This window comes from Parashewanella sp. 2304DJ23-3 (assembly GCF_056591695.1).
Genome location: NZ_JBWQOH010000006.1, coordinates 134,064 through 156,693, shown reverse-complemented (window position 1 = coordinate 156,693; position 22,630 = coordinate 134,064). Strand labels below are relative to the sequence as shown.

Genomic DNA, 22,630 nt, shown 5'->3' with positions numbered 1-22,630 from the left:
GAGCCTTCATAGACTAGATATTAATGTGCGTGTGCGGCCCCTGCACCTTTCGGTACACGGAAGTTTTCAACCATTTGCTGAATTTCTTTTGGAGCTTCACCAGTAAACTTACAAACAATAAATGCTACTGCAAAGTTAACTAATGCACCTACTGCACCGAATGCGTTTGGTGATATCCCGAAGAACCAGTTTTCAGGTAAACCGCCAAGGAATGAAGTGCCTGGAATAAACATGATGCCTTTATGCTGGAATACATACAGCATAGTGATACCAATACCTGAACACATCCCTGCTACGGCCGCTTTACCGCTCATTTTCTTAGAGAAGATCCCCATCATCAGCGCAGGGAAGATGCTGGATGCAGCGAGGCCAAAGGCCAAGGCCACGGTTCCGGCGGCAAATCCGGGCGGATTGAGCCCGAGATAACCTGCGACCAGAATCGATAGCGTCATGGTTACCCGTCCTGCAAGTAGTTCGTTTTTCTCTGACATATTCGGGGTGAATACACCTTTCATTAAGTCATGGGAAATCGAGGAGGATATGGCTAAGAGCAACCCTGCTGCAGTTGAAAGAGCGGCAGCTAGACCACCGGCTGCAACAAGCGCAATAACCCAGTTCGGAAGATTGGCGATCGCAGGGTTTGCTAGTACCATGATGTCGCGGTCAACTTTAACCATTTCATTGGTTTTCTTGTCTGCAACATATTGGATTTTTCCATCACCGTTTTTATCTTCGTACTTTAATAACCCAGTGTTTTCCCAATCTTTAAACCATTGTGGACGTTGGTCATACTGTAAGTTTTGACCCGCAGTTGGTTCAATGGTGCTCATTAAGTTTAAACGAGCCATTGCGCCTACCGCTGGAGCGACAGTATAAAGTAGTGCAATAAACACAAGCGCATAACCAGCTGATGAACGAGCTGCTTTTACTGATGGAACAGTAAAGAAGCGCATAATCACATGTGGAAGACCTGCTGTACCAATCATTAATGACATGGTGTAAGCAAACATGTTCAGTGAGCCACCCATGTTGTCCGTGGTGTACTCTTTAAAGCCTAAATCTGTGACGACTTGATCTAACTTATCGAGTAAGTAAACACCACTGCCATCCGCTAGCGTACTACCAAGACCAAGTTGTGGAATTGGGTTACCTGTCAGTTGTAGCGAGATGAAAATGGCAGGGATGGTATAAGCAAAGATTAACACACAATATTGCGCAATCTGAGTATAGGTAATGCCTTTCATGCCACCGAGTACGGCATACACCCATACTACTAACATGCCTATACCAAGCCCTAAATCGTAATCCACTTCTAGGAAGCGGGAGAATGCGACACCAACACCTTTCATTTGACCGATGATGTAAGTGAGTGAAGCGATAATTAGACAGATAACTGCTACGATGCGTGCGCTTTTCGAATAATATCGGTCGCTGATAAATTCAGGTACAGTAAATTTACCGTGTTTACGCATGTACGGTGCAAGTAACATCGCAAGCAGTACATAACCACCAGTCCACCCCATTAAGAATACGGAACCGCCGTAACCTAAAAAGGCAATTAAACCTGCCATAGAGATAAATGACGCAGCACTCATCCAGTCGGCACCAATTGCCATGCCGTTTTGTAATGGGCTAATACCACCACCCGCTACATAAAAGTCACTGGTTGAACTCGCTCGCGCCCACCATGCAATTGCAAAATAAAGCCCGAATGAGCCAAATACGGCAATGTAGGTATAAAGTTTTAATTCATCCATTTACTTTTCCTCTACCTTGTATTTTTTATCGAGCTTATTCATTTTTGAGGTATACCAAAAAATCAATGCGACGAAGACATAAATAGAACCTTGCTGAGCAAACCAGAAACCTAGCTTATAGCCGCCCATACGAATTTCATTTAATGGTTCAACTAACAAGATCCCAAACACAAATGACACGACAAACCATATGGCAAGGCATATCAGGATAAGGCGTAAATTTTCAGTCCAATAACTGTTTTCGCTTTCCACAATACTCTCCTTTTTGTTTTATCAATTCTTTTTGGAGAGAGTATGGCTGAGAGATTTTTTCCCCTAAATTTTAAATATTGCCCGTACTTAATATTTAAAACTTAGAGATCTACACGCCTTAATATTCCCTGCTCAATCGGAATTGCTGTTCTTTTTTCCAAACTGAAAGCTAACAAGACCGCAAAAAGAAAAATATTCAACTTTAGTCTAAGGTCGTATGTTTTCACTTGTACTTCATGAGGTTATTGATTAAAAATAACCCTATAAAGGATGCGAGGTTAAAGAAATGAGTACAGAATTAACGGATATTAAGGACTTTTTGAAAGCCATTGTGCCATTTGAAGGTTTATCGGAAGAGGTAGTCACCTCGCTCGTTAAAAATATTAATATTTGTTATTTGCGTCATGATGAATACTTGCCGCCTGAAGGGATAAATAGTCCGAGTCTGTATATTGTTCGTAAAGGAGCTTTGAATTCTTTTAAAACAAGACAGGGTGGTAAGGAGTTGGTTGATAAATACGGTGAAGGCGATTGGTGTTCACTTTTTGTAGAAAACATCGATAGCAGCTACGTGGTGACGGCTTCCGAAGACAGTTTGATTTACGTCATTGATTTCGAAAAGCTAAAGCGAGTAACTGAAAGCCACTCGTATGTTTACGACTTCATTGCAAGTTCGGCGACTCAGCGTTTAACTCAAAAGGCATCTCAACTTAATGAGCAGGCTATTGTGTCATCATCGTTGATGAATACTGCCATCAGTGATTTTTATAGCAGTCCTGCAGTAACGATTGATGAAAGCGAAACAATTCAATCAGCAGCACAGAAAATGACAGAACAAAATTTCTCTTGTTTGCTGGTGGTAAAAAACAGCAAGCTTGCTGGAATTGTCACTGACAAAGATTTTCGCCGTAGATGTATTGCAGAAGGGTTGCCATTATCGTCACCCGTTTCTGAAATTATGACAGAAGACGTGAAAATGATTGATGTTAATACTTATGCTTATGATGCGTTAATTAGCATGTCGACGGCCGGAGTGCATCATTTACCTGTGAGTCGGAACGGTGTGCTCGATGGAATGGTGACCATTACTGATTTGATGAAACAAGAAGACCTAAATACCGTGAATATGTCTTCAAGGATTCGTAAAGCGCAAACAATTGACGAGCTGGTTGAAATTTCAAAATTATTACCTAAATTGCAGATCAGTATGGTTAAGCTTGGGACTACTGCAGCGAATATTGGTAAAAGTATCAGTGCTATTACTAATTCATTCACCCATAGGCTCATTTTGATGGCAAGAGATGAGCTTGGTGTCGAACCCGTTCCATTTGCTTGGGTAAGTGCTGGCTCACAAGCACGGCAAGAGCAAACAGTTCACTCAGATCAAGATAATGGCATTATTATTGATGATGCAGTGAAGCCAGAGCATGAAGCTTGGTTCAGCGCACTCGCCACTTTTGTTTGTGATGGATTAAACCTGTGTGGTTATGTCTATTGCCCTGGTAACGTTATGGCGACAACGGACAAATGGCGACAAAAACAATCAGTTTGGAACAGCTATTTTGACAACTGGATTGATCAACCTGAGCCTCTTGCACTGATGCATAGCAGTATTTTCTTTGACCTTAATACCGTTTATGGTCCGTCAGATTTACTCGCGCAAGTTCGAGAAACTTTACTCGCTAAAACAAAGGCAAATACTCTGTTTTTAGCACACCTTTCTGCCAATGCCGTCAAGCTTAAACCGCCGCTTGGTTTCTTTAGGAACTTTGTTCTAACAGCTAATGATAAACATAAAAACACATTAGATTTAAAACACAACGGCATTGCACCAATTACTGATCTGGCTCGAATTTATGCTTTGTCTGAAGGGATAAAAGAAGTGAATACTTTAGAGCGACTAAAATTAGCTGCTGGTACAGCGTCTTTAAGTAAGGATGCTGCCGTCAGTTTGATATCAGCTTTTGAGTTTTTAACCATGCTTAAGGTTGAACATCAGGCTAAGCAACTCATTGAAGGAAATGAGGCAAATAATTTTTTAGCTCCAAAAGCGCTATCAAGCTTAGATCGTGAACATTTAAAAGACAGCTTCGCTGTAATCAAGGAAATGCAAAGTGTGAGGCAAACAACTTATGGCTAAAAGGTGGCTGAGTGTCGGAGGTTACTATGCTCTTTGATAAATGGTTTGGTCTAAATGCTAAGCGAGAAAGACAGTTAAAAAAAATGCCTCTTGAGCCGTTACGAGCTTTTTTGAGTATACCTTTTCCTAAATTTAGTACACCAATTGACGAGTTAGAGTTTCTGGCGCTCGATTTTGAAACTACAGGTTTGAATCCAAAGACTGACAAAATTTTATCAATAGGGTATTCGAAAGTAACTCAAGGCATGATTCCATTGGCGAGCAGTCGTCACTGTTTAGTGAATACTCAAATGAAGCTCGAAAGGGGCAATGTTCAGATTCATAGTATTATGGATTCAGAGCAAGCTTCTGGTCACTCTTTAGAGTATGTAGTTGAGCAGCTATTGAACGAACTTGCTGGTAAAGTAATGCTGGTACATTTTGCGCAGATAGAAGTTAATTTCTTGAAAGAGGCATGTTTGAAACTATATGGCATGGCACCAGTTTTTCCAGTTGTTGATACGTTAATGATGGCAAAACGTCGGTTTGATTTAAGTGATACGGCATATGATCCATCTCGTTTGCGTTTGTTTAATCTTAGAGATGAATTCGAACTTCCACCGCACCATGAACATAATGCACTAAACGATGCTGTAGCCACAGCAGAGTTATTTTTAGCCATGCTTAATAAAAATCATCAAGGGTTAAAAACAACGCTGAAAGCTGTCCAGCTCTAGTTTTCACGCTTCACTTAGACTTATGTCTAATGGCGTAGACCTTTAAACCTCTTTATTTTCTTCAACAAGACTTTGGAAGTTAGATTACATATCTATGGAGAAGGAAATGACCCAGTTTGAGCAAAGCGACATCTTTTATCCGAGTTCAGAAGTAACTGAGCAAGCCAACGTACCTGAATACGACAAACTCTATCAATATTCAATTGAAAATCGTGAAGCATTTTGGGCTGAGCAGGCTGAAAGCTTATCTTGGTTCAAGAAGTGGGATTCAGTATTAGATGAGTCTAATGCGCCAATGTATAAGTGGTTTGATGGTGGTGAGATCAATATCGTACATAATGCAGTTGATCGTCATCTTGAAAATGCTAATCGTAATAAAATGGCGATCATCTGGGAAGGTGAAAACGGAGAAAAACGTAACTTCTCTTACAATGGTTTAAACCGTGAAGTGTGCCAATTTGCTAATGTGTTAAAAAGCATGGGTGTTGAAAAGGGCGATGTAGTCACTATCTACATGCCACAAATTCCAGAGCTGGTATTTGCTATGTTAGCTTGTGCCAAAATCGGTGCAGTTCACTCAGTTGTCTATGGTGGTTTCAGTACTGATGCACTCGCATCTCGAATTGATGATGCTCACAGCCGAGTATTGATTACTGCTGACGGCGGCTCACGTCGTGGCAAGAAGATTAATCTAAAAGCGATTGCTAATGATGCGATGAAACGCTCCCCAAGCATTGAAGTTTGTATTTGCGTTAAGAATAATGAGCTTGATGTTGAAATGGAGCCTTCACGAGATTTTTGGCTTCATGATTTAAAAGCACTGCCTATTGCGGGCTCAAAATGTGAAACTGAGCAGACAAATGCTGAAGACCCATTATTCATTCTGTATACATCAGGTACAACAGGCTCGCCAAAAGGTATGGTTCATACTCATGGCGGTTATGCAGTTTATACCTCAACAACCCATAGAATGGCATTCGACATTAAGCCGCAAGATCGCTGGTGGTGTGCGGCGGATCCGGGTTGGATCACAGGTCATAGCTATATTGTATACGGGCCATTGATTAATGGCGCAACCATTATGCTTTACGATGGTGCACCTAACTATCCATATCCAAATCGCTGGTGGCAGATCATTGAAAATTACGGCATCAACATTCTTTATACCTCACCAACTGCAATACGTGGCTTAATGCGATTCGGTGAACGTTGGCCGAAGAAGCACGATTTATCGAGCTTACGTCTACTTGGCAGTGTAGGGGAGCCAATCAATCCGAAAGCATGGAAATGGTATCACCACGTTATTGGTAATGATAAATGCCCAATCATTGATACATGGTGGCAAACAGAAACTGGCGGCTTTATGATTTGCCCGCTACCCATTACACCTTTGAAGCCTGGTTCGGCAACAAAGCCATTTTTTGGTAATGAGATTGCGATTGTGAATGATGAAGGCACAGAGGTTGGTGCTAACGAAGAAGGTAAACTCATTATTAAGAACCCTTGGCCGGGAATGGCTAGAACGGTATTTAAAGATGAGCAGCGCTATAAAGATCTATATTGGTCACAAGTTGATGGAGAATGGCGTTACTTAGCAGGTGACAGCGCTAAGAAAGATGAAGACGGCGACATTTGGGTTATTGGCCGTATTGACGAAGTGCTTAAAGTCAGTGGTTATCGTCTAGGTACAGCTGAAATCGAACATGCATTAGTCAGCCATCCTGCTGTGACGGAAGCAGCAGCAGTTGGTTTACCACATGAGTTGAAAGGTAATGCCATTCATACTTATGTTGTACTCAAAGATGGTGTTGTCGCAGATAAGAACCTTGTTCAAGAGCTAAAAGAACATGTCGGTGCTGAAATGGGTAAAATTGCTACGCCAGAAGATGTGCAATTTGTTGAGGGACTCCCAAAAACTCGTTCTGGAAAAATCATGCGACGTGTTTTAAAAGCCAGAGCTTTGGGACAAGATGAAGGTGATTTAAGTACATTGGAAGAATAAGCTCTAAATTAAGCTCCCAACACTACTCCTGCGATATTTACTCATTGTATCGCAGGGGTAATTCCCACCAATCCCTATCTTTTGATACAATCCAGCGTTCATTTTTCTATCTGGTTTGTTTATGTCTTATATTTGTCCTCTTTGCTCAAATTCACTTCAATTAGAGGGGCGCACTTGGCGTTGTGAAAACAATCATTGCTTTGATAAGGCCAAAGAAGGCTATGTGAATTTATTGCCAGTTCAGAAGAAAAGCTCTAAAGACCCTGGTGATAACAAGTTAATGATGCAAGCAAGAAGGGAGTTTCTTGAAGCTGGGCATTATCAACATTTGAGTGACCGGGTAAATGAACTGCTTATTCAATACTTGAAATTAGAGTCCCCAACATTGCTCGACTTAGGTTGTGGAGAAGGCTACTACACCGGTCGATTATCGAAAGCATGTCCTGACTTGCGTATTAACGGCTTAGATATTTCTAAAACGGCAATTCGATTAGCGTCCAAACGAAATAAATCATTAGAATTTTGTGTTGCTAGTGCTTTTGATTTGCCATTTGCAACCTCAATTTTTGATGCAGTGCTTAGAATTTATGCTCCATCTATGCCTGAAGAGTTGAGTCGGGTAGTCAAAGACAATGGTCTGCTCTTAACTGTATCACCTGGACCAAGACATCATTGGTTTTTAAAAACATTGATCTATCAAAGTCCAGAAGAGCATGATGAATCAGATAGTACCATTGAGGGTTTTGAACGTATTCATACAGAAAGGCTTGAAACGGTAATGTCACTGCCAGTAACCAGAGATATTGAGAACTTTCTAAATATGACGCCTTACGCTTGGAAATTAACCAAAACCCAAAAAAGTGAACTGTCAGATTCTGGGTTAGAGTGTGAGCTCGATTTTAAGATCCAAATTTTTAAGAAAATATAAGTATAGGGTCTCAAGATTAAATCACAGTGGTCAGCAAATGTTCAGGTTTAGTGCTCGGATAAACATCAGAATTTCACTTTGTTGTTCTCTTGGTTACTGATTTTATGAATTATTTATGGTAATTACGAACGCAAGTTGACTTATAGCTAAAATGCTTTATAGTCTACTCAGCTTGAAAGTTGGGCTTCTATTTATGTATTCACTTCGACAAAGTTCGTCCTGTAAACATAATAAGTAATACCGGCATTTTCAGCTCCACCGCCGTTAAGGCTTTAAAATTTAAATTTACAGGATATACAACATGTCTAAGCAAACTGGTACCGTTAAATGGTTCAACTCTGATAAAGGTTTCGGATTTATTGAGCAAGAATCAGGTCCAGATGTATTTGTACACTTCCGTGCTATCCAGTCTGAAGGTTTCAAAACTTTAGATGAAGGCCAAAAAGTGTCTTTCACTGTTACTCAAGGCCAAAAAGGTCCTCAAGCTGAAGAAGTACAAGTAATCGGTTAATCGCCAGTTACCTTCTAGCTAAAAGAATTAAAAAAAAGCTGCTCTTTGAGCGGCTTTTTTGTTTTTTGAATTTTGTGATTAAAGAAGCTTTTTAAATGGTAAAAGTATCTTTAATACTTTTACCATTAGATAGGTTATATTTTTAAAACTTACTTGTTACAAAAATAGTCTGCAGCTCTCTTAACTAACTCAATGCCTGTTTTATCTGTTGGCGGCAATTCAGCATCTGACTCATTAATAGGTGTAACTCTGTCACCCCATTTCATAAGTAAAGCCGCTGAAGTTAATCCTGCACCAAATGCACAAGATAAGATGTTTTGTCCAGGTTGAATTAACCCTTTCTCTAATGCATCACAGTAAGCAATTGGAATTGTAGCCGCTGAAGTATTGCCGTAATTCTCGATATTAACAAAAGCTTTTTCCTTTGGAATGCGCATTTTAGCTACTAAGGTATCGATGATACGTTCATTAGCTTGATGAGGAATAACGAGGCTAACATCGTCTTTTTCCAATTCACATTTTTCAAGCACTTTTGCACTTAAGTTTTTCATTCCATTAATAGCGCGCTTGAAAATCTCTTGACCATCAAATTGCAAATAAAAATCTAAAGATGCAGCGTCAAAACGATCCATTGACGTACCGAAGCCAGTTTTTAGAATTTCACGCGCATCTGGGTCATTATTAAGCTCATACCCTAAAATCCCTTCAGCTTTATCTGTGGCTTCAACAACCATAGCACCGGCACCATCACCGAAAAGCACTGCAGTATCACGACGTGACCAGTCTAGATAGAAGGTCAAACGCTCTGCACCGATTACTAGGACACGTTTACATTGGCCACTTTGTATTTGAGCATTAGCTAAACCAAGACCATAGAGAAAGCCACTACATGCAGCATTGATATCGAAAGCGGCACAAGTTGCACCAATATTAGCTTGAACTGTCGCTGCAATATTTGGAATTAGAGTATCTGGACTTGCAGTTGCAAGGATAATCATATCCACATCTGAACCTTCTATGCCTGCAGCGGCTAAGGCTTTTTTAGCTGCAACCGATGCAAGCTCAGAAGTATTTACATGGCTTACATGTCGTTGTTTAATTCCCGTTCGGCTGTAAATCCACTCATCAGATGTTTCAATGAATGTTGCTAAATCATGATTTGATAATGTCGCAGGAGGTACGCATTTTCCCCAACCTGTGATCACTGCATTTTGCATAATATTTTCTCTACTTTATAACTCTTAATCAAAGAGATATTACTTAACTTGCTGCGCAACCAGTTGTTTGATCGTTTCGGCAGCATTCAAAATATGATGTTTTAATAGTTCGGCAGCTTTATCTGTATTACCTGTTTTGCAATAGTTGAGCAACTCTCTGTGCTCGTGTTCTGCCTTGGGTATACCGCCGCCGAGGAGAAGTTGTAAACGTATATAACGGTCACAATTTGTATTTAAGCCTTGTACAACTTCTAGAGTATGTGGTCTATTAGCGGCCTGATAGAGGCAAGTATGAAATTGAGTGTTCAATTCACTCCAGCTCGCAACTGCGTTTTCTTTTTTGAACGCAGATTCTAACAGCTCTAATACTTGCTCTGCTTCAAGAAAGTCATCGGTTGTTAAATTTGGAATTGCTTTTATGAGTAGATCCGTTTCAATCATTGATCTTAACTCAAAAAGTTCTGCCACTTGCTCTACTGACAATTTTGTTGCCGTTGCACCTTTATGCGCTTCAAACTTAACTAAACCCTCTGCTTCGAGTTGAAGTAAAGCTTCTCTAACAGGGATACGGCTTACATTGAGTGATTCAGCTAATGCACTTTGCCTTAATGGGTCACCAGCGGCGATTTCGCCTGAAAGGATTTTTTCTCTTAAGACTTCTACTACAACTTGCGTTCGAGTTTTATGGACGATAGGTGTTGTTTGACTCATGTTTACCGTCTGAAAATAAATTATTTGAATTATTGTGACTCAAGATACCGCTAACGGCGGCATAAATAAAGGGAAATACGATATTTCCCTTTATTTATGTGAAGGATTTATTTCACGATAAGATGTTGATATGAATCTTTTACATCAGCAGGTATAACGTTTAAAGGAGTATTCTGAAAACAGATTGGTCGTTGAAATCTATCCATAGCTCTAATACCGACAGAGGTTGTTTTCACATCTGTGCTCGCAGGATACGGACCACCGTGATTCATCGAATAGCAAACTTCAACACCGGTAGGCATTTGGTTGAAGATGATTCTCCCCACTTTGTAGCTAATCGACTCAACAAGTTCCGGATTTAAAGTGATTTCAGATTCAGTCCCATGAATACTTGCTGTGAGCTGACCTTCAAGAATATCTGCAATTTCTATCGCTTGTTCGTCGGTTTGATATTCTACAATCACAACGCAAGGACCAAAGACTTCTTGTCTTAGGTTCTCACTCTGGACAAAACTCTTAGCATCAACAGAAAAAGCCAGTGGCTGCGTGTGATGGAGCTTTGTTGGTTTTTGTCCTTTACCTATTAACGTTACTGAGTTGTTCTCAATCAATGCTTGAGTCTGGCGTTGATAAGCTTTAGCAATACCAAAAGTCAGCATTGAGCTAGAATCTTGTTGCTTTAACTCTTCTGTTAAAGTCGCTTTGTACCTCTCTAGGCTAGGGCCAGACTTCGCAATCACTACTCCAGGGCTGGTACAGAATTGTCCGTGCCCCATCATCATCGATTGAACTTGTGTAATAGAAAGCGTTTCTGCAGACGAGCCGAGTAACTCTGGCAAGATAAATTGTGGATTAACAGAACCTAACTCGCCAAAAAAAGGAATGGGTTGAGGTCTTGCTGCACAGGTATCCGCAAGTATGCGACCGACATTGAGTGAACCAGTAAATCCTACGGCTTTGATTTTCCGGTTCCGGACCAACGCTGTAGCAACCTCTGGTTTGCTACTTTGTAATAATGAAAACACACCTGCTGGCATGTTAGTTTTTGAGATAGCATTTTGGACTGCACGTGCAACAAGTTCACTGGTTGCCGGGTGAGCAGGGTGTCCTTTTACAATCACTGTGCAACCAGCTGCAAGAGCAGAAGCCGTATCACCGCCAGCCGTAGAAAAAGCGAGAGGGAAATTAGATGCTCCAAAGACTGCAACTGGGCCAATTGGCAGGGAACTTAGTCTACTTTCTGGCTTTGGAACAGGGCTTCTTTCTGGCTGAGCTTTATCTACATACCTTAAATCGATAGGATTACGTAAGTGCGATGCGAACAAACGTAATTGAGTGCAGGTCCTTCCAGTTTCACCTTGTAAACGGGCTTCTGGTAAGCCTGTCTCTATATTGGCGGCAAAAATTATTTTCTCACTGAGACTCTGGATTTCGTCCGCAATAGCTTCTAAAAATAGAGCTCTCTCAGAGGCTGACTTCTTTCGATAAACTTTAAATGCGTCAGTAGCAAGTTTCGTTGCACTCTCGACGTCATCAATCGTTGCTTCAGCGAATTGCCAGTCTGTCTTTTCGTTTTTGACAGGGTTCATACTGAAGAAGCCGTCAGCGGAACCTTGCCAAGACTGGTTTATAAAATGTAGGCCTGAAATTTCTAAATTGTTTGAACTTGTCATAATCATTCCTTGTTCTTTTATAGGACTTGAAAGCCATATGCATATGGGTCTTCATCGTCTACTTGAATTGCGTTTTGGCCTGTTACTCTTGCCCAGCCTTGAATGCTTGGTTTAATGGCTGGAAATGGTCCAACAGAGGTTTTTGACTCGATTTTACCTACAAATTGGCTGCCAATAATACTTTCATGAGTATAGGTATCACCTACAGATAAAATGCCTCTTGCATGAAGTTGTGCCAATCTAGCACTTGTGCCAGTACCGCACGGGGAGCGGTCGATGGCTTTGTCTCCATAGAATACTGCGTTAGCGCCATCTGAACCTTCTGAGATGGTATTTCCTGTCCACAATACATGTGATACACCGCAAACCGTAGGATCTTCAGGGTGTATGCACTCAATGGCCTGAGCCACCTCCCTCACCAGTGGGCTCCAACGAAGTATGTCAGCGGCAGTCCACTCTCTCAGTCCAGGAAAATGCTCTTGTGGTTCGACAATGCAGTAGAAATTCCCGCCATAGGAAATATCGACTTTTAGTGTTCCTAGTCCTGGAATATCTAATTCAATATCTTTGTGAGCTAGATAAGCTGAGACATTATAAATTTTTACCCAGTCTACTTTTGCTCCGGTTTGTTGATAGTCAACTTGAATTTGACCTGCTGGGACGTCAATGATGAGTTTGCCTGGGGTCTTTGGTATGAGTAAGCCTGACTCTATTCCCGCAGTAATGGTACCAATTGTGCCGTGGCCACACATTGGTAAGCAACCACTGGTTTCTATAAATAAGATTGAAGCATCGGCATTTTCGGAGCAAGGAGGATAGAGAAAAGAGCCTGACATCATGTCGTGGCCACGTGGTTCAAACATTAACGCCGTTCGAATCCAATCATGGTTTTTTAAGAAGTCTTGCCGCTTTTGGCTCATATTATGGCCAACCAAATGTGGGTGTCCACTTGTCACTAATCGAACAGGGTTCCCACAAGTGTGAGCGTCAATGCAAAAAAAAGTACCTTTAAGCATAGTTACTCCAAAAAAATACTCCTCCTCTAGAGGAAAAAATGAGGAGGAGTTAAAACAGAATTTTTTTCTTTTAGAAATATTTGGATAAGTCAATACGAGTGTTTATGGCGTGATTGATTACCGCCTCAACATAAGCTCTGTCTTCCCCAACTAGCTCCATCCTAGGTAGACGAACTTTTTCATTACCACGACCAACAATTTGTTCAGCAAATTTAATGCACTGAACAAGAGTTGGAATAGTATCTAAACGGAGAAGTGGCATGAACCAACGATAAATTTCACGTGCTTCCTCAATGCGTCCCTCGCGTGCGAGTCTCATAAGAGCGACAGACTCTCTTGGAAAAACATTAGTTAAACCTGAAATCCAGCCAGTAGCACCAAGTAAAATACTTTCTAAAGCAATGTCATCAACACCACAGAAAAGAACAAACCTATCACCAAAGCGACTTTGTAATTCTGTTAAGCGACGAGTATCGGTTGTTGATTCTTTAATCGCTACAATGTTTGGCTCTTCAGCAAGAATAGCGGTCATTTCTAAGTTTACGTCAACGCTATAGCCAACAGGGTTGTTATAAATCATGATTGGAAGACTAGGGTTAGCACGGGCAACAGTTTGATAATGTGTGACAACTTCTCTATCTGTACCATGATAAACCATAGCAGGGAGAAGCATTAATCCATCAACACCTAAAGCATTGACATCTTTTGCAAATGTTGTAGCAAGTTCGGCTGTATATTCAGTACATCCAGAGATGACAATAATTCGACCATTAACGGTTTCTACAGTGTGCTTGATGAATTCACGTTTTTCTTCGGCTGAAAGAGAAGCATTTTCTCCTATCGTACCAAGAGCAATTATCCCATCAACTCCGTCATTAATTAAATCTTCTAGCATACGAGCATTAGATTCAAAGTTTATGCTGCCGTCTTCGTTAAATTGTGTAGAAATCGCTGGGAATACACCTTGCCAATTTACATTCATCTTTCAAACCTCATTTCCGGCAAATAGGTTTAGTCACTCAAGCCGGTGATTATTATTTGTATTGTGTAGTTTGGGTATATTGTATACAATCTTTAGTAAAAGAAAAGTTAAAATTTAAAATAGACTGCTTTATAGGAAGACAACTTGACCTAAAGGTAGGTTTTTAAAGCACTAAAACTATAGAAGTTGGTCGGAGTATAAGATGAGACCGTTAAAATTTAAACAAGAATATTTACAAAAACACAACAAAATTTCGACTATTGATGCTCACACTGAAGGAGAACCCCTAAGAATTGTTACTGAAGGCTATCCAGAACTGAAAGGGAAAACTATCCTGGAGAAGCGTCAATTTGCCAAGGAACATTTAGACCATCTGAGAAAGCTGATTATTTTTGAACCTCGTGGTCATGCCGATATGTACGCTGCATTGGTCACTGAACCCGTAAGTGTTGATGCTGATTTCGGAGTGCTATTTCTTCATAATGAAGGTTATAGCAGTATGTGCGGGCATGCCATTCTTGCTTTAGTTAAAGTTGCATGTGAGTTAGGTGCCATCGAACTCGATACTCAACCAAGAGTAGTGAAAATAGATGCCCCAGCAGGCTTAGTTGTTGCGACAGCTCTAAGAGATTCAGATGGAAAAATTCAAGTTAGCTTTGAGAATGTTGCATCATGGGCCGAAACTACTGATAAAAAAGTCCATATCGAAGGTATTGGCGAAATAACCTACGACATAGGCTTTGGCGGTGCATATTATGCTTTCGTTGATGCAGATAAGTACAACATTTCTTGCCAACCAGATAACGTTCCCCAATTAATTGAACTCGGTCGAAAAATCAAATATGCCGTCGCAAAACACTATCAGATACAACATCCTATAGAAGAGGATTTATCATTTTTGTACGGCACAATTTTTACGTCTACTCAAGTCAGTAATACCAATTATCACTCTAAGCATGTCTGTATTTTCGCTGATGGCGAAGTAGACCGTTCACCTACAGGTACGGGTGTATCGGCACGAATTGCGCTTCTTCAGGCTAAAAATGAAGTAGATATAGGGCAATCAATAACCATTGAAAGTATTGTTGGTGGTCGTATGCATGTTGAAGCGAACAAACCTCTAGATTTTTACGGTAAATCTTCAGTTATTCCGACTGTATCTGGGCGTTCTTACATCACTGGACAACACGATTTCTTAATCGATGAAGAGGACGTATTTCAAGAAGGTTTCATCCTAAGATAAAATAATTAAAATAAGGATATTCGCATGACTCCAGAGCTAAAAAGTCAACAACGAGTCTGTGTTATTGGTGCTGGTATCATTGGTGTTACAGCAGCTTACCAATTGCAAAAACACGGCTTTGAAGTAACACTGGTCGATAAAGAGGGCGTTGCTACAGGAGCTTCATATGGAAATGCAGGTCACTTTGCTACTGAACAAGTATTTCCTTTAGCTGACTTTAAGTTGTTGCTTCAATTGCCGAAAATGCTATTGGATCCTTTGGGGCCAATCAGAATTAAACCTAATTATATTATTTCAGCCCTTCCTTGGTTTTATCGCTTTATTCTTAATATGTTCCCTAATAAAAAGCACCATAATACCCAAGCTATTAAGGCGCTTAACGCACTTGCTATTTCTGAGTTAAAACATATCGCATCAGAAGTAGGCTGCTCGCAACTTCTCAAGTTAGATGGAAATTTGGTTGTTTTTGAAAATACACCTTTATCAATTGTGGTTAGAGAATGGAGAGCTTATTCAGAAGCCGGTGTAGCGGTCAGATTAATCTCAGGGGAAGAAGCGAGAAAACTTGAACCAGAACTGTCGAAAAAAATAGAGCACGCTTTATTTTTTACAGAAACAGGACATACATCTGATCCAGAAGCATTATGTTTAGCCATCTTTGAAAAGTTTAAAATGTTAGGCGGGCGATTTCTTAAAACCCAAATTGAAGATGTTACTGAATCTAAAATTCAGATCTCAGGGTTAGATAACCCAGCAGCTTCTATAAAGCTTGAATTTGAGAAAACACTGATTACAGCAGGCGCTTGGTCAAAACCTATTTGCCAACAAATAGGACACAACACACCGCTGGATACTGAACGTGGCTATCACTTAATGTTACAAACACACGTAGGCTTGACGAGACCTGTGACCTCATACGAGCGTAAATTTATTATAACGCCAATGGTCAATGGAACTCGACTTGCAGGTATGGTTGAATTTGGTGGATTAAATAACCCCGCTACAGCGGGTGGAGCAAACCGTTTTAAAATACACGGGCAAGCGATTATTCCAAGATTAAAACATGAGGGGCACTTTGAAGGTGCTGAAGAGTGGATGGGATTTCGCCCTTCATTTCCAGACAGTTTGCCTGTCATTAGCGATACAAAAAATGAAAGTGTCTTTGCGTCTTTCGGGCATCAACATCTAGGACTAACTTGGTCAGCAATTTCAGCAAAACTGATTACACAAAAAATGATGGGGAAAGAACCAGATATTGAACTTTCCCCTTATAGCATTGATCGGTTCTAATAACCTATGACAGCACCATCAGATTTACGTAAATCTGATGCGCCAAATAATCCTTTGTCTGTTATTTCAATAGATTGAGTGCTACCCATGGCACTTTTTATTTTTACTTTGTAGCCCATTTTTTTAAGTGATTTGATGGTGTCGAAGTTCAAGCTTTTCTCTACTCTAAGTTCATCAGGGAACCATTGATGGTGCACTCGAGGCGCATTTGTTGCCTCAGCAATATTAAGCTTAAAATCGATGACATTTAGAATGACTTGTAATGTAGTGGTAATGATCCTTGAGCCGCCAGGTGTTCCTGTTACTAAAACAGGCTGACCATCTTTAAATACAATGGTCGGGCTCATCGAACTTAATGGTCGCTTGCCAGGTTGCACTGAGTTCGCTTCCCCACCGATGAGTCCATAACCATTAGGTACTCCAGGTTTGGCAGAAAAGTCATCCATTTCGTTGTTAAGAATTACACCTGTACCTTTAGCAACAAGGCCAGAGCCATAACTGAAGTTCAGTGTATAAGTATTTGAAACTGCATTTCCCCATTTATCGACTACTGAAAAGTGTGTTGTTTGATCGCTTTCATAAGGCGCAAACGAAGCAGGTAAAATTTCGGACGATGGTGTCGCAATATTGAAAGGTATTTTTTTTGCGATGGCTTTTGCGTATTTCTTATCTGTTAAATGCTTAACTGGAATGTCGTAAAAATCAGGGTCGCCAAGGTGTTTGCTTCTATCGGCATAGGCATATTTCATCGCTTCAGCCATAAAATGAATGGTTTGTGCCGTATTATGACCATAAACATCAAGTGGGAAATTCTCCAGAATATTTAAGATTTCTATAATGTGGACACCACCAGATGAAGGTGGTGGCATAGATACAACTTTGTAACCACGATAAGTACCAGATACTGGCTTTCTTTCAATGGCTTTGTAATTGGCAAAATCAGCTTGTGTCATCACCCCGCCAGCTTGTTGTATGGCTTTAGTAATTTTTCTTGCAGTTTCACCTTTGTAGAAACCATCTGTACCTTTCTCCGCTATAAGGGAGAGGGTATGAGCAAGTTCTGGTTGTTTAATCACTTCACCAATTTTGTAACTCGAACCATCAGGTTTGAAGAATATTTCAGCTGTGCTTGGCCATTTCATTAAACGATGTTTTAAACCGTTCAACGATACTGCAAGATCTGGAGTGACTTTAATTCCGTCTTTGGCCAGCTTAATTGCAGGACTTATCACTTGCTTTAGACTCATTGTGCCGTATTTATTTAAAGCTTGGTTTAATCCCATAACAGTACCAGGAACACCAACAGCTAAGCCGTGAAAACGACTTAGGTTTGAAACTGCATCACCTTTTTCATTTAAGAACATATCCTTATGAGCTTTGCTTGGGGCCATTTCTCTGTAGTCTAAGGCAATGGTTTTATCTTTATCGGCGAGATAAACCATCATAAAACCACCACCACCAACATTGCCGGCACGAGGAAGAGTAACGGCTAAGGCATAGCCTACAGCGACAGCAGCATCGACAGCATTGCCGCCTTGCTTAAGGATATCGACGCCAATTTGGCTGGCTAATGCTTCTTGGCTTGCCACCATTCCATGCTTGGCCCAAATCGGCTGTGCGGTTGCCATACGGCTGTGAATTGCAGAAGAGTTTGCGTATGTGGTAGCTGGTATGGTTACCAAAGTAGCAGAAGCTGCAAGTAACATTGCTTTTGCCAAATGGATGATGCGCATCGTTATTCCTTGAAATTATTAAACCGATGCAATGTGCCATAATTAGTGATAAATATAAATAGATAATTAACTACAAACAGAAACGGAGACCTTAGGTCTCCGTTGTATATAACGCTAACTTCAAACTATCAATCTAAAACCATCCAAATACTCAGTAAGAAAATGATTGAACCCGACGAACGGTAAAGCCAACGTACATTTCCTGACTTTGATAATACTTTTTTCAAACCACTTCCGCCCGATGCATAAATCATTAACATGGTGAATTCACTGGTCAAAATGATCGCTAAGATTAATGACATTTGTGGTGCAAGTGATTCACCCGAACTTATAAATGGCGGAATAAGCGATACCATAAAAATCCATAATTTAGGGTTTGAAAGTGCAGTAAATAACCCTTGTAATAATAAACTTAAACCTTTTACGTCTGAAGCTTCAACTTCTTGAAGTTCAAATTTTGAATTTGCTTTTTGCCACATTTTGACCGCGACATAGCAAAGATACATAGCGCCAAATATTCTGATGGAGTTGAATAACTCTTGGTGGCTGTGAATATACTCAGCTGCGCCTAAAATGATGGTCGAAACAACGATGGTAACACCTGTCAGTTCTCCGACCATCATCCACATCGTCTTTCGGACTCCGACAGTCATACCAAGGCTCATCGCTAATGTCATGCAAAGACCTGGAATTGTTGAGGTAACAAATAGAGCTGGTGCTAACTTTGTAAAAATATCGAATGTCATCATTATTACATACTCCATAAGAACGGCGTATTTTGAAGTCTAGGTAACTAGGAATTAAATGCAATGGGTATAAATAATGCGCTAATGGTATGAGGTGTTAATCACACTTTGAAAAGTATATTCTTGATTGATTTTATTAGTTTTATTAAGAAGGTTTACAGTTAATTAAATATAATTTATTGAGGATGAAATTGGTCTGTTTATAATGCTGAGTTCTATAGTGTGTCATTGACTTGTATTTGTAGGGCAACATGAAAATTGTCCATATTCAAACGAGAACATCGACATACACTGCCAATGACTTGGTTAGCTACATCGGTGTCATAATTGAAAGTAACACTTATTGCACTACCAAGTTCAAATGGGAAGGGGCATTCGAACGATACGCCGTGTCTTGAAATATCGACACACGATGCTGTTTGACTTCTGGGGAGACCATGAGGATCAGACCACTCTAATCTCACTTTGAAATAATCTAATTCAATTCGGGAAGAGCGTCGTTTTTCTAATGAATTATGCACAATAACCATCCGTGGTTTTCAGTATCCTTTGATTCTAATACATATTCTACAAATTGGTAAGCGACAATCTCTTAACCAGGTCTTCCATCTGCACGGATTTGACAAAGCATTGGTCCATAACAAATTACAAATGCAGTAAAAGCAAGCAACCAAAGAAGAACAGTGAACCCTAATAGCTGCGGATAAAAGTTAGGGAATATATTTGCACAGACTCGACAAATAGTTGCAAGAATCATTAGTGCAAAAGCTAAAATAACAAGTTTAGGTGGTTCCAGTTTTCGTCCAGTATGTCCTAAGGAAACACGGGCCATCATCGCTAAAATCATACCGCCCATCCCCCCCACCGTTATGGCATGAAGCCCTGCTGACCGTGGTAAGTCGGTGGCAAGAAGTAAGAGTCCAACTGGGATGAATATATAACTAAAGTGTAAAGACCAAAGTAGGGGGGTTTTAAAAGTATGTTGCCACCCCCAACGATTCCATCGAATCAATAAGACGATACCAGAAATGAAAGCAAATACTTTTGTTATTACCAGTAATTGAAAAATAAAACTGATAACAAGCAAACCTAAAGAAATAAATGTCAACTTCTCTAAGGTATCAATACTTGGTAGGCGTTCCCATCCACTTGCTCTATCGGTAAAAAAAGGTATAACACGGCCGCCGATTAGAGCCACAACTGCTGTGATGATTATCACGGCGGCATAGAGTGATGAAGAAACAAAGTCCGGTTGATGCGTGATCAAGCCATAGTAAGAGCAGACGTTTGCAATTGTTAATGTGAGTAAAATCGGCACAAAGCCAAAGTTTCTCCATTGTTTTAGTGGTACTACTGCTTTTGCCATTACAAATGCAGATAGAGGCAAAAAAAGTAGATCGATAATTGCAGCAAACTCTAATGAACTCCAATCTTGATTTAACAGTAAAACCCGAGCTAATAACCATAGGCTAAACAGCCCTATCAACGGTAATCCTTTTAACCCAGGCCTTCCTGTCCAGTTCTGAACTGCAGTTAATAAAAAACCAACAACTATGGCGGAAACAAAGCCGAAAATCATTTCATGACCATGCCACCACAATGTATTCCCTTGGGGGGTAAAAACTACCTCTCCTTTCAACGATAAAATCCAAAATGCGAGTGATATTATGCTGAAAAAACTACCAAATAAAAAAAACGGTCGAAATCCTAGTCTGAATAATGGGATTTTAGGCTGCATGTTTTCGGGTTCATCAATATTAAGCATACGTATATAATACCTGACTAAATTTATCAGGTATTATATATTTGTATTTCTTAAAAAAATCTAATCTAGATCATGTTTTTGTCGATTTGTTTATTTTTAAAAAATAAAGTTCTTTATAAACAGCTTCCATATGCATATCTCTGATGTTCAGGGATTTAATCTCTTGGAAGGTTTTTTCGAAGTATTCTAAGTTACTGCCAAGTTCTCCTTTAGCTTGAAAAATTCGCTTCGCTATTTCGCTTTGTTCTAAATGAGGGCAGTAACGACTTGATTGATGATTAATCACAAATGTAATGCAAGCGAACGTTCGGTGACTCTTTTTGCATTCCAAGCTTGAGATAACAGGAATGTATCCGCCTAAGGCAAATTCTCTGGCCCATAGCTTTTTTGTCTCGTTCTCAATATCTTGTTTATCTATTTGTAGTGCTATTCCATCACAAACTCCACCTCTATCAAGAGCCATCATTACACCGGGATTAGATTTCGAGCCTCTAAAAAGCAACATTTCTAAACAAAAACGTCTTTCATAACCGTTCAAACGTGCACTAAATTGTTTCTTTATTTTTAATAGCGGATTCCACATTAATGAGCCGTATGCAAAGATCAAAATATCTGAGGATGTTGGTAATTGTTTAAGAGTTTTGTGCCTGCTTTCTTCTATATTATCCCAAGATTTAATTTTTAGCCCAGCTTGCTCTGCTGTAGACCTCATATCATCGAGGTATTTCTTGATTGTTTCATAGCTTTCGAATTTTTTCGTCAAAATAGATATTCCATCGGTACTTTAAGCGTAAGCTAGCAGTTCACTGTTGAAATATAGCTGAATATAGAAGGAATAGACTTAATAACTAAGCCTTTAGGAAAATAACTGAATAATCTAATTATAAATATTGTAATAATTTGATAACATTTGCATCTGTAGGATACGATATACCATAAAGACGATGGACGTCCTTATTCATGGAGGATAAGGGAAAACAAAATGGAATGTGAAAATGGACTCTTTTGAATATTATAAACAAGCTAAAGAAAGGAATCGCCTTTGGTTTGTACTCTTGTTTTTTTTCTGCACGATATCTGGAACTTTAGGATACGGTTTAGGTAGCCATTTATCTAAAGATGAACACTATGCTCAACTTAGTGAAGTTCGACAAGATCGAAGAGATATTATTACTTCATCAGTCTATGGCGATATCATTACTGCAAAACTTCATCATGATGATAAACATAAAACTGCGCTTGAATTTGTTGAATTTAACTTGGCTTCGAATGTCGAGTCATTTACACAGCATGGCTCTAAACTGAACAGACTAAACCATGAAGAAACAGAAGCGCTGGAAGCTGTGCATCGTTATTGGAAAAACGTCTGCTATAAACGTTGTTTAGACAGAATAGAATATATTCTAGAAAAAGTAGATAAACAGAAAGTAGAACAGCAGGTTGCTTCAAAGTCTGAAGTTAAAAGCGAAAAAGAGATATAGCAGTTATTGTTCAGCTGCTATATCACGTAAAAATGATTAGCCTAGACCGTTAGCAGCTGATTTCATTTGAATGAGTTCGATTTTATAGCCATCAGGATCTTCAACAAAAGCAATCTCAGTATTTCCACCTAAAACGGGTCCTGGTTGGCGTGTTACTTTTCCACCTGCAGCTTCAATATCTTTACATTGTTGATAAATATCTTCAGCGCCGATGGCTAAGTGACCAAAACCTGTACCTAAATCGTAACTCTCTGTACCCCAGTTATAGGTCAACTCAATGACAGCTTGCCCAGTTGATTCGTCACCATAACCAACAAAAGCTAGGGTATATTTATATTCTTCATTTTCAGACTTTCTGAGTAATTTCATTCCAAGTACATTGGTATAAAATTCAATGCTTCTATCGAGATTACCGACACGAATCATCGTGTGTAAAAGCTGTGACATAGTTTGCGTTCCTATATTAA

21 protein-coding genes are annotated in these 22,630 nt (G+C 39.9%); 8 read left to right on the top strand and 13 right to left on the bottom strand.

Annotation, left to right across the window (positions count from 1 at the left end; genetic code table 11):
- Positions 1-20: 20 nt before the first annotated feature.
- Positions 21-1,757, bottom strand: coding sequence for a sodium:solute symporter family protein (locus AC1EU2_RS12990; RefSeq protein ID WP_480298701.1), 1,737 nt, complete (start codon positions 1,755-1,757; stop codon positions 21-23).
- Complete coding sequence (locus tag AC1EU2_RS12985) at positions 1,758-2,009, bottom strand: DUF4212 domain-containing protein (RefSeq protein ID WP_129944903.1); 252 nt, start codon at positions 2,007-2,009, stop codon at positions 1,758-1,760.
- Between the two features lie 286 nt (positions 2,010-2,295).
- Here AC1EU2_RS12985 and AC1EU2_RS12980 point away from each other — a divergent pair, with 286 nt between their 5' ends.
- From AC1EU2_RS12980 to cspE, 5 genes are all read left to right on the top strand, one after another.
- Positions 2,296-4,149: a putative nucleotidyltransferase substrate binding domain-containing protein gene (locus tag AC1EU2_RS12980; protein ID WP_480298700.1), complete on the top strand. Its 1,854-nt coding sequence runs from the start codon at positions 2,296-2,298 to the stop codon at positions 4,147-4,149.
- A 26-nt stretch (positions 4,150-4,175) separates the two neighbouring features.
- Positions 4,176-4,865 (top strand): exonuclease domain-containing protein, encoded by a 690-nt coding sequence (locus AC1EU2_RS12975; protein WP_480298699.1) that lies wholly within the window; start codon positions 4,176-4,178, stop codon positions 4,863-4,865.
- Positions 4,866-4,971: 106 nt separating this feature from the next.
- Positions 4,972-6,867, top strand: a complete 1,896-nt coding sequence (gene acs / locus AC1EU2_RS12970; protein ID WP_480298698.1) for an acetate--CoA ligase — start codon at positions 4,972-4,974, stop codon at positions 6,865-6,867.
- Positions 6,868-6,988: 121 nt separating this feature from the next.
- Positions 6,989-7,795, top strand: coding sequence for a 23S rRNA (guanine(745)-N(1))-methyltransferase (gene rlmA, locus AC1EU2_RS12965; RefSeq protein ID WP_480298697.1), 807 nt, complete (start codon positions 6,989-6,991; stop codon positions 7,793-7,795).
- A gap of 301 nt (positions 7,796-8,096) precedes the next feature.
- Entirely contained in the window at positions 8,097-8,306 is a 210-nt protein-coding gene (gene cspE / locus AC1EU2_RS12960; RefSeq protein WP_129944898.1) for a transcription antiterminator/RNA stability regulator CspE, read from the top strand.
- A 149-nt stretch (positions 8,307-8,455) separates the two neighbouring features.
- Here cspE and AC1EU2_RS12955 read toward each other — a convergent pair whose 3' ends face one another.
- The 5 genes from AC1EU2_RS12955 to AC1EU2_RS12935 form a co-directional block, all read right to left on the bottom strand.
- Positions 8,456-9,523, bottom strand: a complete 1,068-nt coding sequence (locus AC1EU2_RS12955) for a beta-ketoacyl-ACP synthase 3 (protein ID WP_480298696.1) — start codon at positions 9,521-9,523, stop codon at positions 8,456-8,458.
- 39 nt (positions 9,524-9,562) lie between these two features.
- A complete protein-coding gene (locus AC1EU2_RS12950) occupies positions 9,563-10,234 on the bottom strand; it encodes a GntR family transcriptional regulator (protein ID WP_480298695.1) in 672 nt (223 codons plus the stop codon).
- Positions 10,235-10,341: 107 nt separating this feature from the next.
- Positions 10,342-11,907, bottom strand: a complete 1,566-nt coding sequence (locus tag AC1EU2_RS12945) for an aldehyde dehydrogenase (NADP(+)) (protein WP_480298694.1) — start codon at positions 11,905-11,907, stop codon at positions 10,342-10,344.
- Positions 11,908-11,924: 17 nt separating this feature from the next.
- Positions 11,925-12,923, bottom strand: a complete 999-nt coding sequence (locus AC1EU2_RS12940) for a 4-hydroxyproline epimerase (RefSeq protein WP_480298693.1) — start codon at positions 12,921-12,923, stop codon at positions 11,925-11,927.
- Between the two features lie 70 nt (positions 12,924-12,993).
- Positions 12,994-13,905: a dihydrodipicolinate synthase family protein gene (locus AC1EU2_RS12935; RefSeq protein WP_480298692.1), complete on the bottom strand. Its 912-nt coding sequence runs from the start codon at positions 13,903-13,905 to the stop codon at positions 12,994-12,996.
- 202 nt (positions 13,906-14,107) lie between these two features.
- On the opposite strand from AC1EU2_RS12935, the gene AC1EU2_RS12930 reads away from it, so the two are divergent.
- Positions 14,108-15,148 carry a proline racemase family protein gene (locus tag AC1EU2_RS12930; protein WP_480298691.1) on the top strand — a complete coding sequence of 347 codons (1,041 nt, stop codon included), beginning with the start codon at positions 14,108-14,110 and terminating at the stop codon, positions 15,146-15,148.
- A gap of 24 nt (positions 15,149-15,172) precedes the next feature.
- Complete coding sequence (locus AC1EU2_RS12925) at positions 15,173-16,438, top strand: NAD(P)/FAD-dependent oxidoreductase (RefSeq protein ID WP_480298690.1); 1,266 nt, start codon at positions 15,173-15,175, stop codon at positions 16,436-16,438.
- Here AC1EU2_RS12925 and ggt read toward each other — a convergent pair.
- From ggt to AC1EU2_RS12900, 5 genes are all read right to left on the bottom strand, one after another.
- Positions 16,435-18,171: a gamma-glutamyltransferase gene (gene ggt / locus AC1EU2_RS12920; protein ID WP_480298689.1), complete on the bottom strand. Its 1,737-nt coding sequence runs from the start codon at positions 18,169-18,171 to the stop codon at positions 16,435-16,437. The genes AC1EU2_RS12925 and ggt overlap by 4 nt on opposite strands.
- 128 nt (positions 18,172-18,299) lie before the next feature.
- A complete protein-coding gene (locus AC1EU2_RS12915; RefSeq protein WP_480298688.1) occupies positions 18,300-18,920 on the bottom strand; it encodes a LysE family translocator in 621 nt (206 codons plus the stop codon).
- A 212-nt stretch (positions 18,921-19,132) separates the two neighbouring features.
- A complete protein-coding gene (locus AC1EU2_RS12910) occupies positions 19,133-19,438 on the bottom strand; it encodes a PilZ domain-containing protein (protein WP_480298687.1) in 306 nt (101 codons plus the stop codon).
- A gap of 71 nt (positions 19,439-19,509) precedes the next feature.
- Positions 19,510-20,682, bottom strand: coding sequence for an NnrS family protein (locus tag AC1EU2_RS12905; protein ID WP_480298686.1), 1,173 nt, complete (start codon positions 20,680-20,682; stop codon positions 19,510-19,512).
- A 70-nt stretch (positions 20,683-20,752) separates the two neighbouring features.
- Positions 20,753-21,445 carry a gamma-glutamylcyclotransferase gene (locus AC1EU2_RS12900; RefSeq protein ID WP_480298685.1) on the bottom strand — a complete coding sequence of 231 codons (693 nt, stop codon included), beginning with the start codon at positions 21,443-21,445 and terminating at the stop codon, positions 20,753-20,755.
- Positions 21,446-21,677: 232 nt separating this feature from the next.
- On the opposite strand from AC1EU2_RS12900, the gene AC1EU2_RS12895 reads away from it, so the two are divergent.
- Positions 21,678-22,163 carry a hypothetical protein gene (locus AC1EU2_RS12895; RefSeq protein WP_480298684.1) on the top strand — a complete coding sequence of 162 codons (486 nt, stop codon included), beginning with the start codon at positions 21,678-21,680 and terminating at the stop codon, positions 22,161-22,163.
- A gap of 36 nt (positions 22,164-22,199) precedes the next feature.
- Here the strand turns inward: AC1EU2_RS12895 and gloA are convergent, their stop codons facing one another.
- Positions 22,200-22,610: a lactoylglutathione lyase gene (gene gloA / locus AC1EU2_RS12890; RefSeq protein WP_480298683.1), complete on the bottom strand. Its 411-nt coding sequence runs from the start codon at positions 22,608-22,610 to the stop codon at positions 22,200-22,202.
- Positions 22,611-22,630: the final 20 nt, after the last annotated feature.